Source organism: Paenibacillus sp. DRB1-1, from assembly GCF_052119485.1.
GTDB lineage: Bacteria > Bacillota > Bacilli > Paenibacillales > Paenibacillaceae > Paenibacillus > Paenibacillus polymyxa_B.
Genome location: NZ_JBODQH010000001.1, coordinates 3826616 through 3842572 on the forward strand (window position 1 = coordinate 3826616; position 15957 = coordinate 3842572).

General features: G+C 48.2%; 15 protein-coding genes and 1 pseudogene. 8 read left to right on the forward strand and 8 right to left on the reverse strand.

Annotated features, from left to right (window positions below):
- The first annotated feature begins 15 nt into the window (after positions 1-15).
- From ACQW03_RS17025 to ACQW03_RS17035, 3 genes are all read left to right on the forward strand, one after another.
- Positions 16-1176: a UDP-glucuronosyltransferase gene (locus tag ACQW03_RS17025; RefSeq protein WP_071642659.1), complete on the forward strand. Its 1161-nt coding sequence runs from the start codon at positions 16-18 to the stop codon at positions 1174-1176.
- On the forward strand, positions 1173-2261 hold the full coding sequence (locus tag ACQW03_RS17030; RefSeq protein ID WP_220030103.1) for a Gfo/Idh/MocA family protein: 1089 nt from the start codon (positions 1173-1175) through the stop codon (positions 2259-2261). Before ACQW03_RS17025 ends, ACQW03_RS17030 begins: the two co-directional genes overlap by 4 nt.
- A gap of 83 nt (positions 2262-2344) precedes the next feature.
- Complete coding sequence (locus tag ACQW03_RS17035; RefSeq protein ID WP_441950765.1) at positions 2345-3757, forward strand: type III PLP-dependent enzyme; 1413 nt, start codon at positions 2345-2347, stop codon at positions 3755-3757.
- A gap of 90 nt (positions 3758-3847) precedes the next feature.
- Here ACQW03_RS17035 and ACQW03_RS17040 read toward each other — a convergent pair whose 3' ends face one another.
- From ACQW03_RS17040 to efeO, 3 genes are read right to left on the reverse strand one after another with little or no spacing between them, the layout of a single operon-like run.
- Entirely contained in the window at positions 3848-5677 is a 1830-nt protein-coding gene (locus tag ACQW03_RS17040) for an FTR1 family iron permease (protein ID WP_441950767.1), read from the reverse strand.
- A 24-nt stretch (positions 5678-5701) separates the two neighbouring features.
- Positions 5702-7066, reverse strand: a complete 1365-nt coding sequence (gene efeB, locus ACQW03_RS17045; RefSeq protein WP_441950769.1) for an iron uptake transporter deferrochelatase/peroxidase subunit — start codon at positions 7064-7066, stop codon at positions 5702-5704.
- Between the two features lie 4 nt (positions 7067-7070).
- The gene (efeO, locus tag ACQW03_RS17050) at positions 7071-7949 is read right to left on the reverse strand and encodes an iron uptake system protein EfeO (RefSeq protein ID WP_071642654.1); all 879 of its coding nucleotides are present in this window, start codon (positions 7947-7949) and stop codon (positions 7071-7073) included.
- Between the two features lie 305 nt (positions 7950-8254).
- Here efeO and ACQW03_RS17055 point away from each other — a divergent pair, with 305 nt between their 5' ends.
- The 5 genes from ACQW03_RS17055 to ACQW03_RS17075 all read left to right on the forward strand — a co-directional run bounded on the left by ACQW03_RS17055 (position 8255) and on the right by ACQW03_RS17075 (position 10885).
- Positions 8255-8482: a helix-turn-helix domain-containing protein gene (locus tag ACQW03_RS17055; protein ID WP_007431813.1), complete on the forward strand. Its 228-nt coding sequence runs from the start codon at positions 8255-8257 to the stop codon at positions 8480-8482.
- Between the two features lie 464 nt (positions 8483-8946).
- The gene (locus ACQW03_RS17060) at positions 8947-9429 is read left to right on the forward strand and encodes a hypothetical protein (protein ID WP_023990049.1); all 483 of its coding nucleotides are present in this window, start codon (positions 8947-8949) and stop codon (positions 9427-9429) included.
- Between the two features lie 165 nt (positions 9430-9594).
- A complete protein-coding gene (locus ACQW03_RS17065) occupies positions 9595-10086 on the forward strand; it encodes a hypothetical protein (protein ID WP_071642649.1) in 492 nt (163 codons plus the stop codon).
- 85 nt (positions 10087-10171) lie between these two features.
- Positions 10172-10435: a hypothetical protein gene (locus tag ACQW03_RS17070; protein WP_071642648.1), complete on the forward strand. Its 264-nt coding sequence runs from the start codon at positions 10172-10174 to the stop codon at positions 10433-10435.
- Positions 10436-10498: 63 nt separating this feature from the next.
- On the forward strand, positions 10499-10885 hold the full coding sequence (locus ACQW03_RS17075; RefSeq protein ID WP_220030099.1) for a hypothetical protein: 387 nt from the start codon (positions 10499-10501) through the stop codon (positions 10883-10885).
- A 72-nt stretch (positions 10886-10957) separates the two neighbouring features.
- Here ACQW03_RS17075 and ACQW03_RS17080 read toward each other — a convergent pair whose 3' ends face one another.
- The 5 genes and pseudogenes from ACQW03_RS17080 to ACQW03_RS17100 form a co-directional block, all read right to left on the reverse strand.
- Positions 10958-11572: a methyltransferase domain-containing protein gene (locus ACQW03_RS17080; protein ID WP_233901767.1), complete on the reverse strand. Its 615-nt coding sequence runs from the start codon at positions 11570-11572 to the stop codon at positions 10958-10960.
- 123 nt (positions 11573-11695) lie between these two features.
- A pseudogene (locus ACQW03_RS17085) lies at positions 11696-11827 on the reverse strand (putative RNA methyltransferase); the annotation flags it as partial.
- A 243-nt stretch (positions 11828-12070) separates the two neighbouring features.
- Entirely contained in the window at positions 12071-13426 is a 1356-nt protein-coding gene (locus tag ACQW03_RS17090; RefSeq protein ID WP_220025910.1) for a dipeptidase, read from the reverse strand.
- A gap of 190 nt (positions 13427-13616) precedes the next feature.
- Positions 13617-13793, reverse strand: coding sequence for a YjfB family protein (locus tag ACQW03_RS17095; protein ID WP_013372767.1), 177 nt, complete (start codon positions 13791-13793; stop codon positions 13617-13619).
- A 56-nt stretch (positions 13794-13849) separates the two neighbouring features.
- Positions 13850-15829, reverse strand: a complete 1980-nt coding sequence (locus ACQW03_RS17100; protein WP_441950773.1) for a methyl-accepting chemotaxis protein — start codon at positions 15827-15829, stop codon at positions 13850-13852.
- Positions 15830-15957 lie beyond the last annotated feature (128 nt).

The following is a 15957-nucleotide window of genomic DNA, read 5'->3' on the forward strand; positions in this document are numbered from 1 at the left end:
GGGAGGCGTATGAGCATGCGTAAGAATGCGGATAAGCTTATGAAGGTAACGATTTTGTGTTCCGGTTTCGGATTGGGCTTTTATACCCCTGGCTTGTTGTTGCAAGCAGGTCTTCGCAGGCTGGGCGTGGATACGGCGATTCATGTATTTGAAAATGTGCTGCCAGAATCGGCCCGTCTCAAGGTCGACAAAAGCCGCAAAGCTTACCATGACAATTTTGCGGTGGCCTTAATGTCACAAAAGGTCCCGCAGGATATGCGTAATTCACTGGATCTCGCTGCAATGGAAGTGCTGCTGAACCAATGGATGGAGGAGGATCGGCGGTATTTTATATGCTTATCCGGTCATTGGATGTATGTACTGGAGGAGTATCGCAAGCGCAGAGAACCGGAGTTGGTGCATGTGGACATTGTGTATATGGATTCGACACCTTCTCCTTCCTGGAAAAATCTAGCCAAGCATAACCCACGTTTTGCGGATGGCTGTGGAGAAACGACCTTTTTTGAAAATGATAACAATAGAGTCAGCCACTATATTGATGTCCCGGCTGTGGAGTATGTTCCATTTGAAGAGCGGCAATCTCGCTTATTCGTACATGGCGGCGGCTGGGGCATGGGCACCTACCGTGACAAGGTTGGACGGTTGGAAGAAGCGGGCTGGGAGCTGGATCTGCTGTTGTATGATCAGGATCAACCGGATGAACAGCGGGACAGTATACGCTATTTTCAGATGGACCCGCAGTGGAGGACATGGCAGCGAAATGAAGCCGGGGAGCATACATTTCCGCCTTTCGGAGAGGTGAAAAAGGGCGAGAAGACAGTGTATCAGGTTGGACCGGATTACCATAGTATGCTGGATCAAGCATGTCGTGTCCAGGCCATTGTCAGCAAGCCCGGTGGTGGCAGCCTAACCGATTCGTTCGCTACAGCCACTCCACTCATTATGCTGGAGCCATTTGGTGTGCATGAAAAGCATAATGCGGATCTATGGGAACGGCTGGGGCTCGGTATGCGGTACGATACGTGGATACAAACCTATGACGGTAGTGCTCAGATACTGGAGGATATGCATCGTAGGATCGTAGAGCTGCGCAGTCGGACGCCGCGTTATATAGAGTGCTATGTGAATAGTATCCAAATGCCAGCAAGCTCCCCGGGAATGGAGCAGGGGTCATGAACGCTGCCGCTGTTGCGCAAGAGCCTGCAATGCGAGATATTCGCTTTGGGATCATTGGCTGTTCTGCCATTGCTCCCCGTGCGTTGCTGGAACCGATCCGACATGTTGCAGGGGCACGCGTGACGGCGCTTGCGAACCGCACGGTTGCCAAGGCGGGAGAAATGGCAGATCATTTTGGCGTCAGTGTCGTTTATCGGCATGCTGAGGATATGCTAAAGGACCCGGAGATCGATGCTGTATATATTGCGCTCAGCAACGACTTACATGCCGAGTGGATTAACAAAGCACTACGGGCTCATAAGCATGTGCTGGTGGAAAAACCGTTATGCCTGAATACGGCTGATCTGGCTCCCTTGGCAGCGACAGTCGAACAGAGTAGCGCTTACCTGCTGGAGGGAGTCATGGTGCAGCACCATCCTTGGCAACATGAGCTGCGGAAGATCGTAGAATCGGGGCGTTATGGTCGCTTATGTTCCATCGAGACGAGTCTATGCATTCCGGCAAAAGAGGGACATGCGGACAATTACAGATCCCGTCCGGAGCAGGGCGGGGGATGCTTTTGGGATCTGGGCGTGTACTGGCTACAGCTGCTTCAAGCCGTCGTTGGATTGGAGCAGGCTGAATTCCACAGTCAATCGGATTTCGATGGTCCTCATGGCTGTGACTGGACATTTCGTGCGCAAGCCCGTTATCCGAGCGGATTGAAGGCATCTGCCCTCTTTTCATTTGAGCGCCCTTATCACTGTGCTCATGTACTGACCTTTGATTCGGCAGTGGTCACCTTGAAGGACTGCTTTCGGGCAAATTTAGGCTTTTATAAAATGACACTCAAGACGGAAATAAAAAAGGATCTCGCGTCAAATATAACGGATGCGGACGCACTGCCTGTGTTATCACAGACATCTTCGCATACCAAAACGGTTTTCGAGCCTATGAACTATTATGTCAATCAGTTGAATACCTTTTGCAGCATCATCCGGGGGGAAGCGGAGCCCATTCCATTTCGCGAGGCTGCTGAACGCGTCAGACTGCTGGCAGCCATTCATGAAGCTGCACGCTCGGGTGAGACGATCTATGCAGTATGAGTATGATTGTGTTTTCGAGCGGTGGGGAACGAATGATGCAAAATACTGAGTATCAAGGCAAAGAGAGGAGGGGAATTCAGTAGATGGATAAAAAGGACGAAGCCTTACTGGAGCGTTTCGGCAAGCATCCGACGCCATTTTACTATTATGACGGGGATGCGCTGCATGCTCATGTCAGCTCGTTGCTATCCCGATTGCACCCGGCCGTGCGTGTACATTACGCGCTCAAGGCTAATGGTAACGTAGCCTTAGCTGGGTTGCTGCGCTCGTTAGGTTGTGGTGTTGAGATTGCTTCGGCTGGAGAAATGTTCGTCGCTATGGAGGCTGGGTATGCTGCGGAAGACGTGCTGTACGCCGGACCGGGAAAAACAATAGCCGAGCTGAACGAGGCAATAGCCTGTGGAATCGGCTGTATTCATGTCGAATCGGTGAGGGAGCTGCGTCTGCTGGAGGACATTGCTGCCCAAGCGGGCCAGCTTGTCAGGGCAGCGGTTCGCATCAATCCCGATAACGATCTGTCTGGAGCAACGATTAAAATGGGCGGCGTTCCGCGCCCCTTTGGAGTGGATGAAGGGCAGCTGGATCACTTTTTTAAGGTGCTGGAAGGTTGCCCACACGTCAATTTTCAAGGTATTCAGGTATATACAGGTACGCAAATGCTGAAATCGGATCAGATTTTAGCTTCATTTGCGAATACGCTGCAGTTGGCAGAACGGGTACAGGCTCAGTATGGTGTGGCAATGCATACGGTCAATTTGGGCGGCGGGTTTGGTGTACCTTATTTTGCTCATGAGCAACCGCTCGATATGGATCACGTCATTGACGGACTGAACGCACTCGCGGAGCAGACCCGAACCCGCATGCCCGGGGTTAAGCTAATCATCGAAAGCGGCAGATATCTGGTCGCTCAATCGGGCATGTATGTCTGCCGAGCATTGTATACAAAGGAATCCAAGGGGGAGAAGTTTGTCGTGGCTGATGGTGGCATGAATCACTACGCCGCAGCTACTTTTCGAGGACGCCGCATTAGGGACAACTACCCGGTGCGAATTATGCGCAGGCAAGCGAGAGAATTGAAAGAGCCCAAAGAACGAGAAGTGGAAGCAACCCTATGGATGGGGCAGAGAGACGCTTCTGCTCAAACGGCTGTTGCTGTCGAACAATCATTAGAAGAGGTTGCAAACCGAATAGGAGGGCCTCTGGAAGAGGCATCCATGGAGCTTGAGACGGTAAGCATTGTCGGTCCGCTTTGTACACCCGAGGATTGTATTGTGAAAAAAGCGCAGCTTCCTCCAATTCACGAGGGCGATTATATTGCCTTTCCGAATGCAGGTGCCTATGGATTGAGCTATAGTCCACTACAATTTCTGGGACATGCTACCCCGGCGGAGCTGCTCGATTTTCGTGGGGAGGTGCATGTCATTCGTGAACACGGTGACCGCACAGACCTGCTGCATCATCAGCGCATGATTCCGTTGCCTGAGGATGTGCAGTAAGTATGTAAAAAAACGCCAAACTCATGGGAACCGATACAAATCGGACCTGTGATTTGGCGTTTTTTACATGATGAGTAGGGTAGTATCGACTTATTGTTGCTTGGAGCTGCGCATTTCCTGACGCACAAGCTGCCATACCATAAAGATCAGTACAGCGATTTGTGGGACAAATGTTTCCCAAGTTGGATACATTCCCAGCCAGCTAATGGACGGAAGCGAGGAGGCAGTGTGCCCCGGAAGCTTACCAGCCACCTGAAGCGAATGAATACTTTCGCCCAGGAATCGGAATACGAGATAGTAAATCAGTACAGTGGCAGTCAGGAAAAAGGCGCGAATTGGCAATCGTACACTGAATTTAATGATCGCAAACGCCAGAATGACCAGAATAATCGTCGCTGAGCCAATGCCGATCAGCAATTGCGAGGTTTCGATGGCTGGAGCCATACCGACATAAAAGATAGCTGTCTCGGCTCCTTCACGCAGAATTGCGAGCGCAGAAACCGCAAATAACGACCACAGGCTTCCTCGTGCCAGCGCGTTGCCCACGCTGTTTTCCACAAAGCGGTTCCATGCGGCAGCGTTGGATTTGCTATGCAACCAGCTACCAACGGTCAGCATCAGCACGACCGCCACCAGCCCGGTGACACCCTCCAGCAGCTCACGCATGCTGCCCGATGCGGCTGCTGCTACTAGTGTGGTGAACAGCACTGCCAGAATTCCGCTCAGCACCAGCCCCGTTCCGGCTCCTGCCCATATCCAACGTCCAGCCACGGCTTCGCCGCTTTTTTTGGCATACGCCAGCAGAGCTGCGAGCACGAGGATGGCCTCTAGGCCCTCACGCAGCAAAATCAGCGCGGCATCCCACGCAGTGTAAGAACGTTCTTCCATCAACGGACGGAGCCTGTCCAGCATCTGATCAAGAGTCTGAATGGCTTTGTCCGTATTCGGTGGAGAAGACAGCAGATATCCGGAAGTTTCGGTCATTTCATTTTCAATCCCAGTGTAAGACGTCGGATCGGAAATTTGTACATGTCCTTCGACGGAAGGCCACAGAGCGATAAACTGCACTACCTTATCAGCCGCTTGCTCTGATTGATTAGCTACAGCATCTTGGCGTGCGGATTCGAGCAAGATGACTGCATCGGTCAGAGAAGCTGCCGAACCATTCGCCGTTCCGGCAGCTGTATTGCCTGCATCTGTTCCTTGGCCTGTGTTCACAGACTTGCCCTGACTATAATCAGACAGCAGAGTCGTTAATTCCTGCATTTCCTTAAGAGCCTGTTCTTGGCGAATGGGCTCAGCTTGCATGGAGATGCGAATGAGACTGATTTTAGTTTCGAGCGAACTGTATACCGGAAAATTGTCCAAACGAATCGGTGTTTCCACCTGATACCAGGCTTTGACGATTCGATCGTAATCCACCCGGGCAGCAGCCCAATCGCCTTTTTGCATGGCGGCTAGACTGCCCTTCGCCATAGGAAGCAGTTTTTCCGCTGCTTTGGCTCCAGCTGGGGCTGGTTTGTCCCCTTCGGCCGCAGTGACGTACTCATTGACCGAGCGCGCCAGCACGGATAAGGCAGCTTTCGCTGGTTCTCCGCCGCCACTGGTGAGTGTCTGCTCCGCATCGGTGAGTGCTTGATCTACAGCCGCGATGTGAGTTGAATCTCCGCCATTCGTTTTGGCGGCCTCCCACAGCGTGCGGAATTCTTGCAGATCCTTGGAGGCTTCCGTCCATTGAGCTTGTCCCGCCTCCACCAGCGCTCCCCCCACCACAGGCATTAGCTGATCATTGGTGACAGCTTTGGCATCCGTTTGTGCAAAAGCGACCGACCCGGAGCCGGACATGAACGGAGTGACGGTCAGCAGCAGAGCCGCCACCAGTACAAACACCCATCCCAAGCTTTTATTGCACAGATTCATATAAATCCCCTTCCTTGCCTGCTGCTAAAATAACGTATCCCCGATGTAGCCGCCTTGCGATACACCCGGGAAGCAGGCGAACACCGCACTGCCTTTGTGTACAATATATTCGTTCAGCTTGTCATTGCGTGCAAGCTTCTCCTGAATATGAACGAACTGCTTGAACAGATCACGCTGGTAGCTGATGAACAGCAGCCCGGCATCCAGCTGTCCTGTTTGCTTGTCCAATCCGCTTGAATACGAATAAGATCTCCGCAAAATATTAATGCTCCCGTCCCCATGAGCCAAAGCCACATGAGAGGTGGGAGGTGTAACCGGCTTGCCTTCCGGATTTTTGGCCGCCAGATCAAGCTTGTCGAACTCCTTGACCTTACCGAGTGGGGCTCCGCTGCTGCGATGACGTCCAAACGTATCCTCCTGGTCGCCCAATGTTGAGCGATCCCACACCTCTACCCGCATGCGTACACGGCGTACAGCCATATAGCTGCCGTTACCCATCCATGCTGGTCCGTCACTGGTTTGTGTCCACACCAGCCGATTCATCTCGTCTGCCTTGGAGGTATCCGGGTTCCCCGTACCGTCCTTGAAGCCCAGCAAATTGCGTGGTGTGCTTCCCGCAGGATCAGCCTGTGCTGTTCGCTGGAAGCCTTCCTGCGTCCAGCGAAGCACCGCCGTTCCTCTGGCGATACGCGCCAAATTACGCAGGGCATGGAAAGCTACCTGCAAGTCGTTGGCACATACCTGCACTCCGATATCGCCGCCGCACCATTGCTCCTCCAGGGCGTCCCCTTGAAAACGGGGCAGCTCACGGAACTCGGCAGGTTTAAGCCCTGCTAGGCCGTATCGTCCATCAAAAAAGGATGGGCCCACACCAAAGGTGATCGTCGTACGGGATGGCGACAATCCTGCCGCCTCGCCCGTATCGGAAGGAGGGAGGTTGAGGTTTTCATTATCGTTGCCAAGGAGCACGCCAGAAGTCATTGTAGCGCTTGCTTCCGTCCAGGCTTTGAAGAGGCTGCGCACCTGTTCCTTGTCGCTGGTTGTTAGATCGAAAGCGGCGAAGCAGATGAAATCCTGCGCCGGAGTCACAATACCTGCCTGATGCTTACCGTAAAAAGGGATTACATCTTTGGTATCCGCATCCGTCATCATGCTTTCGAGGCGTTGACCGGCTGACAGCACGGCTCCCACGCCACCGCCGCCAAGCAGGAGGCCTAGCCCACCTACCCCGGCCAGCTTCAATAGGTCTCGGCGTGATACGGATTTGCTTTTTCCTGACGGCTCATCTTCCACTAGCCTCGCATCCTTTTTTACCAGATCAGCCTGTTCATTATGGGATTCCGCATACTGCGGCTTTTCTAGCCCTTTTTGCCGCTTAAAGCCTTTCATATCATTACACTCCTAACAATTTCCCCATTTGGGACAACGGTTCTGCCAAGGCATCGAGGTTTTGGCTCAGCTTTTTAACTTCTTCCGGTTTCAGTTTTGTATACGATACATAGCCTTCTCCGTCCTTAAAAGGAGCCAACTCCTGCTGTAAGGCCGTAAAGCGCTCACCGATTTGTTTTTCCAACGCGGCATCTTTTTGGTTCAGATCTGTTTTCAAAATGTCATATATCTTTTGCGCGCCTTCTACATTGGCAGCAAAATCGTACAAATCCGTATGGGAATATCGCTCCTCTTCACCCGTTACCTTCGAGGTAGATACTTCATTCAACAACTCGACTGCACCCGTTACCATCAGGCTGGCGTCAATATTAACTGTTTCTACTTTGGCACGCAGAAGCTTGGCATCACTCAGCAGTCGGTCGGAAAACTCGTCCATTCCTTTGGTTGTATTTTCTTCCCATAATGTTTTTTCAATACGGTGAAAGCCGCGCCAATCCGCTGCATCCACATCACCGTCACGTGCATCAATATTCGGGTCAAGATCACCCAGCGCTTCTGCAATCGGTTCAATCCGTTCATAGTACATACGTGCAGGAGCATACAGCGCCTTGGCTTTATCCAGCTCGCCAGCTTTGACCGCGTTCGTGAATTCTTCTGTTTTCTTCACAAACGTATCGCATTGCTCGATAGCATAGGTTCGGTAAGCGGCTACCGCTTGATCAAAATTGGGAGCAGAAGCGGCAGGAGTCGTTGTCTGTGTTGTGGCTCCTGCATCTTTGGTCGTTGCGGCAGGCTGCTGAGTAGCAGTTTCGGTTTGCCCGCAACCTGCGAACAGAATAGAAGAGACCAGCACTCCGGCCGGTACGGCATAACGTAGTTTCATAATCAATGAACACCCTTTCTGGCCAAACTGGCCCTGAACCATAGTCTGTTGCGCGATATCTATATCGAATTTTTATTTTGATAATGATTATCAGTCGCGGTTTTTCTTATCATAAGGCTGGCCCATATGCCTGTCAATACATAATTTAGACACAAAGTCCAACCCATCATTAAAGCAGCAAGTAAGGTGCCTATGCCCATTTTTATCCGCATATTGAACCATACCCGAGCACATGACATAAAATGTGTTGACTGTATCCCTTAACCTTGTTACACCACACAAAACCCGAGCAAGGAGGGGTGAAATTGACGAAGGGTAACGACCACAAAAACAAGTTTTTGTTAACTCACCGTGAACGTGAAGTATTTGAACTGCTCGTGCAGGACAAAACAACACGTGACATCGCCGGACAGCTATTTATTAGCGAAAAAACGGTCCGAAACCATATTTCCAATGTGATGCAAAAATTGAACGTAAAAGGTCGTTCACAGGCGGTCGTGGAATTAATCAGGCTTGGCGAATTAAAAATCTGACCTCTCGTTCCTTGCGGGGTACAAAGTCTTCTCGATGATCCTTCGACAGTGAAGGGTGGTCGGGAAGGCTTTTGTTTTGTGGTATGTAAAAAAGTAAAACGATTAAACCGCTGAAATATGTGGGAATTTGCGTGTAAATGATGTACTATATATAGAAGGAAGAAACTACCATTAGAGATCATAGTGCAACTAACAGGAGTGATCAAAACATAAGACTGTACCACAAAGTTATACTAAGATAGAAATGCATCTGGTGATAGTCTAAGAATATAAATCCCTACAAAAGCAGTATTCAGCATGACGACAGGATGGAAGATGGTTTAGGTTTTGAGCTATACTTTTATATATAGGTGTTGAAGAAGAATCACAAGGCAGAAAAAGCTCATTGCTTCAGGTAGTAGGAAGTAGCTTTTGCCTAGAGCTACCTGTGGTATATTCTTGATCGGAGGTGAATGTTAAGACATATGACACCCAACCAACACTTGATGACTTATACGCTGAACAGCGGTATAAAGGGAACTGTCGACCTAACCAGTAAGCAGGTGCAGGAATGGATCAAAGCATATCGAATTGGCAGCAAGTTTGTAACGGTTGTGGGGAAACAGTATTTTGGTTTAAACCCTGAGTTGGTAGCAGATTTCAAGGTACATAATGAATACTCGGAGCAGAGAGAACACATATCCATAATACAGCCTGTAATGGAACGCAAAGCTGTAGAACTGGACCCACTGGTAGAGGCGTACAGCCAGTATAAAACATTAATTCAGGTAGAATGTAAATGTGGTGCTTCCTATATAGAAGAGTCACCGCATAAAAGAACCAAGTGGTCATGTAAGGAGTGTAATAACATTGTGTTCCTGGATCGTAAAAAGGGCATGGTGGATACGGATAAAGGCAAGGCATGGTACATGACCAACAAATACTATGTAGAAAGACAAAGCAACTGACGGATTGTCAGTTGCTTTTCTAACAGACTCGCACGCGTCTTTGGTGCATTTCACAATATATTAAATCCATACCTGGAAATGCTACTATATCTTTTGCCAAATAATAAAATTGATGTTTTGTACGCTTTGTAGTACATTATCAAGTGTATTATAAGGAGGCTTCTCATGTACGGACATAGACAAGATGATACTTTATACATCATGACTTACACATTAAATAGTGGTATCAAGGGCACAGTGCCTTTGTCTAATCAACAGATACAGGAATGGCTTGAGTGCTACAGAATCGGCAAGAAATTTGTAACCGAGATTGGCAAAGAGTTCTTTGGACTGCATGCAGAACTGGTGGCTGATTTTAAAGTGCATAATCAGCATTCAAGCTATCAGGAGGTTATTATCCCGATTCAGCAGCCGGACACTGGCCTAAAAGAGTTGTCCCAGGCTTACAAATCAACAGAAACCTTAATTAAAGTAGATTGCAAATGTGGTACATCGTATGTAACAGAATCTCCCTTTAAGCGGACCAAGTGGTACTGCACTAAATGCCGGGAAATTGTTTTTCTCGACAACAAAAAGGGAATGGTGGATACTTCCAGAGGCAAGGCCCATTATATGACCAATAAGTATTTTGTGGAACGGGAAACAACTGGCGTATAAGCCGGTTGTTTTTTTTCGTAAGGTTTGTACATGTCCTGACTTTTCAAAGCCGATTGCGCTATAGTGAAAAAGGGGGCTTATGGAAATGTGGAGTATTTTGCTGAATCATGTTTTGTTGATAGGATTCCTGGCTGTTTTGATTCAACGGATCTACAAGCATCGCTTTCATCAGCAAAATGGTAGCAATTTTCTGCTATGCTTGTGGGGGACTTTGCTTAATCGGTACAATAGTTTGTTTGAACTGACAACGTTATATACGGTGTATACCATTATTTTTGCAGTAGGAGCATTGTTGTTTGGAGGTTACTGGCTTGTGCAGCTATTGGAAAAGGGGAAAGATAAATCTTGATATAACGATAGTCAGGTGGTGAACGTCATCCAGGAAGATCATACCAATGGTACAAGAAACCGCATGAGCACGAACAATGTATACATAAACGAAACGCTTCATTTGGAACAAATCATAAGTGACCTGCGGGTGATGGGCTATGTGGCTTTTCATCATCATCCGCAAATCACAAGTGAGATTGAAGAGCTGGAGGTGTTAAAAAAGCAACTATTATCGTTTTTTCAACAGCATCATGTATTGTGGATTGAGCTTGACCCGCTGACGCAATATGTGGTGGTGAATAACATGGGGAAGGCAACGGTGCTCAAACTCATGGGTCGGAAAATGAACCCGCTACGGGACCTGAGAGCAAACGCTGCTTTGGCTGGACAGCCGCTGCATGAGTTGGATCGGGAGATAGAACGGCTCAATCGGCTAGCTCACCTGTTGCGCTACACCCGTTTTTCTTAAGCGACGGGACTAACTTAAAAAAAGCATTCACGAAGCATGGATGGTTCCATGCTGTGAATGCTTTTTGGTATTCTATTTTTTACCGCATAAGATGAGCAAATCTACTGTGACATACGGTAAATTTATTTCCTGCACTCGCTGCCAGTCTGCTTCAGTAGCTCCCCACGATAAGGGAGTCATATGGAGCAAAGGTTTCATGAGGTCGGCATTTAACATAAAACGATAGGTTAACCGTTCGGCGGATAGAAGTTTAAAATGATCTTTAAATCGGCTTAATATATTATCATTCGAATAAGCAGGCTTATTCTTTTTCTGTTCATACAAGCATCTCAATTCCCGAAGATAATATTGTTCGGGAATGACCTTCAGGATGTAGCCGTCCTCCGAAAGGATTCTTGTAAATTCAGCATAATTAGAAGGGGATAAAATATTAAGTACACCGTCAAATTGTTGATTTGAAAATGGACAATGTGCCAGATCCGCAACACACCAGAGGGTATGAGGATATTCTTTGGCTGCGGCCACAATACCTTCTTTAGACAGATCCATACCTACACTTGTAAGCTCGGTGATTCCCGTCCAGGTCAGCTTATCCTGAATGTGGCTCAAATGAGTGCCTTCCCCGCAACCTGCATCGAGCAAGTAAAGGTGTGATTTTTGATCAAACAGCGGCTTCATAAATTTCATTATAGTGCTGCTTATCGCTTCATTTAAGGGATCGAAAAATCCGCTATTGCACATCATTCTTCTGGAGGAAAATAGTTGTTTATCATATTTGGTCTTATAGGACCGGGCGGCTAAATGTAAATACCCGTATTTTGAAAGATCATAGCAATGCTGATTCGTACATAGGAGGCTTTTACCTTCCACCATACGCATCGGTTGAGAGCATAGAGGACACCTAAAGAGATGTTGATGTTTTCCAATCAGGTCAGCCTTCATCTCGTGTTTATTCCATTTGGACACAGAAAAGCACCCCGTTCATTCGTATTTGGTGAATGAAAAAAGGCACAGCCAAATAGACCCAACCCATTTTCGGAAAAATGATTGGGTTTTTATGAACTGTACCTCACATTACCGTAAACGAATAAACTGAATAATCATATTATGTAGCGCTCCTCAAAAAAAATAGAAAGGGCTTTCGCCCTCTCTATTGTAACTTAGTCATAAGAAGTTGTCATGTGCTTACACCGATTTCAAAAACTCTACAATCGTCAGCAGACCCTTGTCAAAATTGTCCAAGTTAAAATGCTCGTTTGGCGCATGCAGATTCTCATCTGGCAAGCCGAAGCCCATCAGCACGACTGGGGCAGTCAGCACACGGGAGAAGGTTTCCACGATTGGGATAGAACCTCCATCCTTGGTAAAGAGGGCACGCACACCGTATACCTTCTCAAAAGCATCGGCTGCCGCTTGCAGAAACGCGTGTGACGGGTCGATGTTAAAGGCGTTCGCTTTTTCACCCTGTTGAATATCCAGGGTAGCTCCTGCCTGAACATGGGCGCGCAAATGGCGCTCGATTTTGTCCAGAATGTCTTGCGGATTCTGGTTAGCTACCAAGCGGCACGTGATTTTAGCATGAGCTTCTTTTGGAATGACCGTTTTCGTGCCTTCCCCTTGGAAGCCGCCGTATACGCCGTTCAGCTCCAGTGTCGGACGCGCCCCAACACGCTCAACGAAGCTGAATCCTTCTTCGCCATAGAGGGAATCAAGTGCAAGATCTTGTTGCAGCTTGCTCTCATTGAAGCCTTGCTTCACGAATTCTTCTCTCATCTCTGCCGATAATGGAGCAACATCGTCGTAGAATCCTTCGACGCTTACGCCGCCTTTGTCGTCATGCAGGGTTGCCAGCAAGGACACCAGAGCGTGCAGGGCATTCGGCACGCCGCCACCGAAAGAGCCGGAGTGTAGATCTGTGTTCGCCGTGTGAATGGCGACTTCCAGTGAACATAGTCCACGCAAACCTGTGCAAATGGCAGGCTTCCCTTTTTCGATCAAGGAAGTGTCGGACACCAGTACAGCATCGGCAGCTAGACGTTCAGCTCCAGTTTGCAAAAACTCAAGCAAGTTCGGACTGGATACTTCTTCCTCGCCTTCAATGCAGAATTTGATGTTCAGCGGCAATGTGCCTTCCTGCTTCAAAATGGCCTCAACTGCCTTAATGTGCAAGAAAACCTGCCCTTTATCATCTGTCGCTCCGCGCGCATACAATTTTCCATCACGGATGGATGGCTCAAACGGTGGCGTTTCCCACAGGTGAAGCGGGTCTACGGGTTGTACATCATAGTGTCCATACACGAGGATCGTTGGTTTACCAGGTGCGTGCAAATGATCCGCATATACCAGCGGGTGCCCTTTGGTTGGAATGATTTCAACGTTTTCCAGACCGGCAGCAGTCAGTTTGGTAGCCAGCCAATCAGCTGCTTGGTTAATGTCTTTTTTGTGCTCCGATAATGCTGAGATACTCGGAATGGACAACCACTCCTGTAACTCGCTCAGTTGTTGCTCTCTGGCTTTTTCAAAATAATCAGAATAACTCATAAACTATGTATCCTCCTTTTTCAATGTAAATCGTGTGAATGTTGCGCCATCCTCCGAACCGAGGTCGTGGACGATATGTCTAGTTTACTACGTTTTGTGCTGAACGAAAAATAGGGAGATAAAAAAACGATTCTACCCGGGTCTGTCCAGACCTGAGCAGAATCGCCCTTAACCAAGCATATGGATGCACTTATGCGCGAATGTCCAGTTGACCGCCAAGATGAGGCTGTACGCTTTTTTCCATCATCTGCACTAAAGCCTGACCTTGTTCACTGGCCTGATCCTTAGCCATACCTAATACCTTCACACTTACGGCTTGAGCCAAGCTGGCCTGACTCATACCTGTTGATAATGCTGCGATATCCATGTTCCAACCCTCCTTCATTGTGAAGACTCTTTCTCTGTATTTATCGGTTGGAACGGTTATTTTGTTTCATCTAATTGGAATTGTGTCAGTAAATCTTGAAGTTGCTCTGCCAGACGGGTCAAATCTGCGGCAGACGAACCGATCTCTTCCATGGAGGCGAGCTGCTCCTCTGCGGCTGCGGATACGGTCTCCGTATGGGATGCCGCTTCTTCAGCGATGCGTGTAATTTCCTCCATGCTGCTGACGACTGAACTCGTTCCATCTGCGACTCCAGCGGTAGAAGCTGCGACGTTATCGAGCTGCTTCGCTGATTTGGCTACCGCTCTACGGATGCGAGAGAAGGAGCGACCGGATAGGTCAATGGAGTTAATACCATCACTTACGCGTTCCTTGGCGGATTCCATAGCGATCAGGGCTTCAGATACACCGCTCTGTATCCCTTGAATTTGTTCACGAATTTGTTGTGCGGAATAAGCTGAGTTTTCAGCCAGCTTGCGGACCTCTGTCGCCACGACAGCAAAACCTTTGCCATGCTCCCCTGCACGTGCTGCTTCAATAGAAGCGTTTAATGCGAGCAGATTAGTCTGGCTGGCGATTTCCGTAATGACAGTGACGATCGTTCCGATTCGTCCAGATCGGTCACTCAAAGCACCGATGATGGTATCCAGTTCTTCCACGGTAGTACGAATGCCGTCAATGGAGACGACGCTGTTGCCGATATGCTCACTGCCTGCATCCGACGCCTGAATGGCCTGTGTGGAGTAAGTGGTCATTTCAGCCATAGTTTCAGTCATCGCGGTGATGTCTGTTGCCATGTCGCTAACCCGTGTCTGATTAGCTTTAGCGCTGCCCACTTGGCGTTCGCTGCCTGCAGCCACATCTTGAATGGCTATGGTCACATGCTCAATGGCACGGGTCGTTTGTTCTGCACCTGCTGCAAGCTCTTGCGAGGATGCCGACAAATTGCCTGTCATCGCTTGAATTTCTTTAATCATGTTACGCAGGTTATCTACCATTTGTTGAAAATATCTTGATAATTCACCAATTTCATCTGTGCTGGTCGTAGCTACGTTAATCGAAAGATTACCTTGGCTGATGGCATCCATAGAATTACGTAATCTTTGGATGGGCTTAAGTATACTGCTGATTAGCCACATTGCGAGCACACCGATGATGATGGCTGCAATCACCAACACTACGATCGTTGTGATAAGAATCGGTTGGGCGGAGGCACTGGTTTCTGCTTTGTCCATCGTTCCAGCAATTCTCCAGCCTGTCAGCGTATTGGTTTTGAAAATCAGGTGTTTATCTACGCCATTAATATCGTAACTAAAGCTGCCTTCTTTGGAGGCAAACAATTTGGGTATCGTTTCTCCCATTTTGGTACTTCCGCTGACTTCTGTCGGGTGGGTAACGATACGTTTGGTACCATCTAATATCATAATATAGCCATTTTGTCCGATTTTTAAATTTGTGATTTCTTTTAAATTATTTAGGTTCAGGGAAAGACCGAGAACACCACTGTTGTCAGGAAGTGTACGTGAAATATATACAACGGGGACCTTAGCCGTATTGAGTCCGACAGGGCTGATTACGGTTTGTCCGGGTTTCTCCATGGCCTGTTTGTACCACGGACGTTCACGAGGGTCGTTTGTGGAGCCTACGGCTTTGCCAATAATGAGTTTTCCTTCGGGAGTTCCTACAAACATATCAACAGCTTCCGCATGCATTTTCAAATACACTTGTAACCTTTTCAGGATGTCTTCATCTGCTTCGGCACTGTTATCACTAGCCGTCATCGTCGTAGAGTAATATTCGAGATCAGCGATTTTGGCTTGAATCGTTTGAGTAACTGCACGGTCGGATGCGGTAACGCTAGTTGTCGCACTATCGAGTAATTGTCGGTCCGTCTGGTTATATGCTGCTTGATAAGAAAAAGAACTTACAATAATGCTTGGAACAAGCATGACCAGTAGAAATGCTGCTGTCAATTTCTTGCGTAGTGTTAATGTTTTGAGTCGTCTCAGTTGTTTCATCAAACCCCTGCTTTCTATCTACATATTCATTTCTAAAATTTATATCATATGTATTTACTATCGGTTATTTTGAGCTGAATTGATAGATTTATTACTAATTTGTCCAATACGCTAAAGAATTTCTTGCA

What these genes read in the sequence shown, in the direction of transcription:
- ACQW03_RS17025 (WP_071642659.1), top strand. Translation starts at nt 16, where the DNA reads ATGCGTAAGAATGCGGATAAGCTTATGAAGGTAACGATTTTGTGTTCC.
- ACQW03_RS17030 (WP_220030103.1), top strand. Translation starts at nt 1,173, where the DNA reads ATGAACGCTGCCGCTGTTGCGCAAGAGCCTGCAATGCGAGATATTCGC.
- ACQW03_RS17035 (WP_441950765.1), top strand. Translation starts at nt 2,345, where the DNA reads ATGGATAAAAAGGACGAAGCCTTACTGGAGCGTTTCGGCAAGCATCCG.
- ACQW03_RS17040 (WP_441950767.1), bottom strand. Translation starts at nt 5,677, where the DNA reads ATGAATCTGTGCAATAAAAGCTTGGGATGGGTGTTTGTACTGGTGGCG.
- efeB (WP_441950769.1), bottom strand. Translation starts at nt 7,066, where the DNA reads ATGAAAGGCTTTAAGCGGCAAAAAGGGCTAGAAAAGCCGCAGTATGCG.
- efeO (WP_071642654.1), bottom strand. Translation starts at nt 7,949, where the DNA reads ATGAAACTACGTTATGCCGTACCGGCCGGAGTGCTGGTCTCTTCTATT.
- ACQW03_RS17060 (WP_023990049.1), top strand. Translation starts at nt 8,947, where the DNA reads ATGACACCCAACCAACACTTGATGACTTATACGCTGAACAGCGGTATA.
- ACQW03_RS17065 (WP_071642649.1), top strand. Translation starts at nt 9,595, where the DNA reads ATGTACGGACATAGACAAGATGATACTTTATACATCATGACTTACACA.
- ACQW03_RS17070 (WP_071642648.1), top strand. Translation starts at nt 10,172, where the DNA reads ATGTGGAGTATTTTGCTGAATCATGTTTTGTTGATAGGATTCCTGGCT.
- ACQW03_RS17075 (WP_220030099.1), top strand. Translation starts at nt 10,499, where the DNA reads ATGAGCACGAACAATGTATACATAAACGAAACGCTTCATTTGGAACAA.
- ACQW03_RS17080 (WP_233901767.1), bottom strand. Translation starts at nt 11,572, where the DNA reads ATGAAATTTATGAAGCCGCTGTTTGATCAAAAATCACACCTTTACTTG.
- ACQW03_RS17090 (WP_220025910.1), bottom strand. Translation starts at nt 13,426, where the DNA reads ATGAGTTATTCTGATTATTTTGAAAAAGCCAGAGAGCAACAACTGAGC.
- ACQW03_RS17095 (WP_013372767.1), bottom strand. Translation starts at nt 13,793, where the DNA reads ATGGATATCGCAGCATTATCAACAGGTATGAGTCAGGCCAGCTTGGCT.
- ACQW03_RS17100 (WP_441950773.1), bottom strand. Translation starts at nt 15,829, where the DNA reads ATGAAACAACTGAGACGACTCAAAACATTAACACTACGCAAGAAATTG.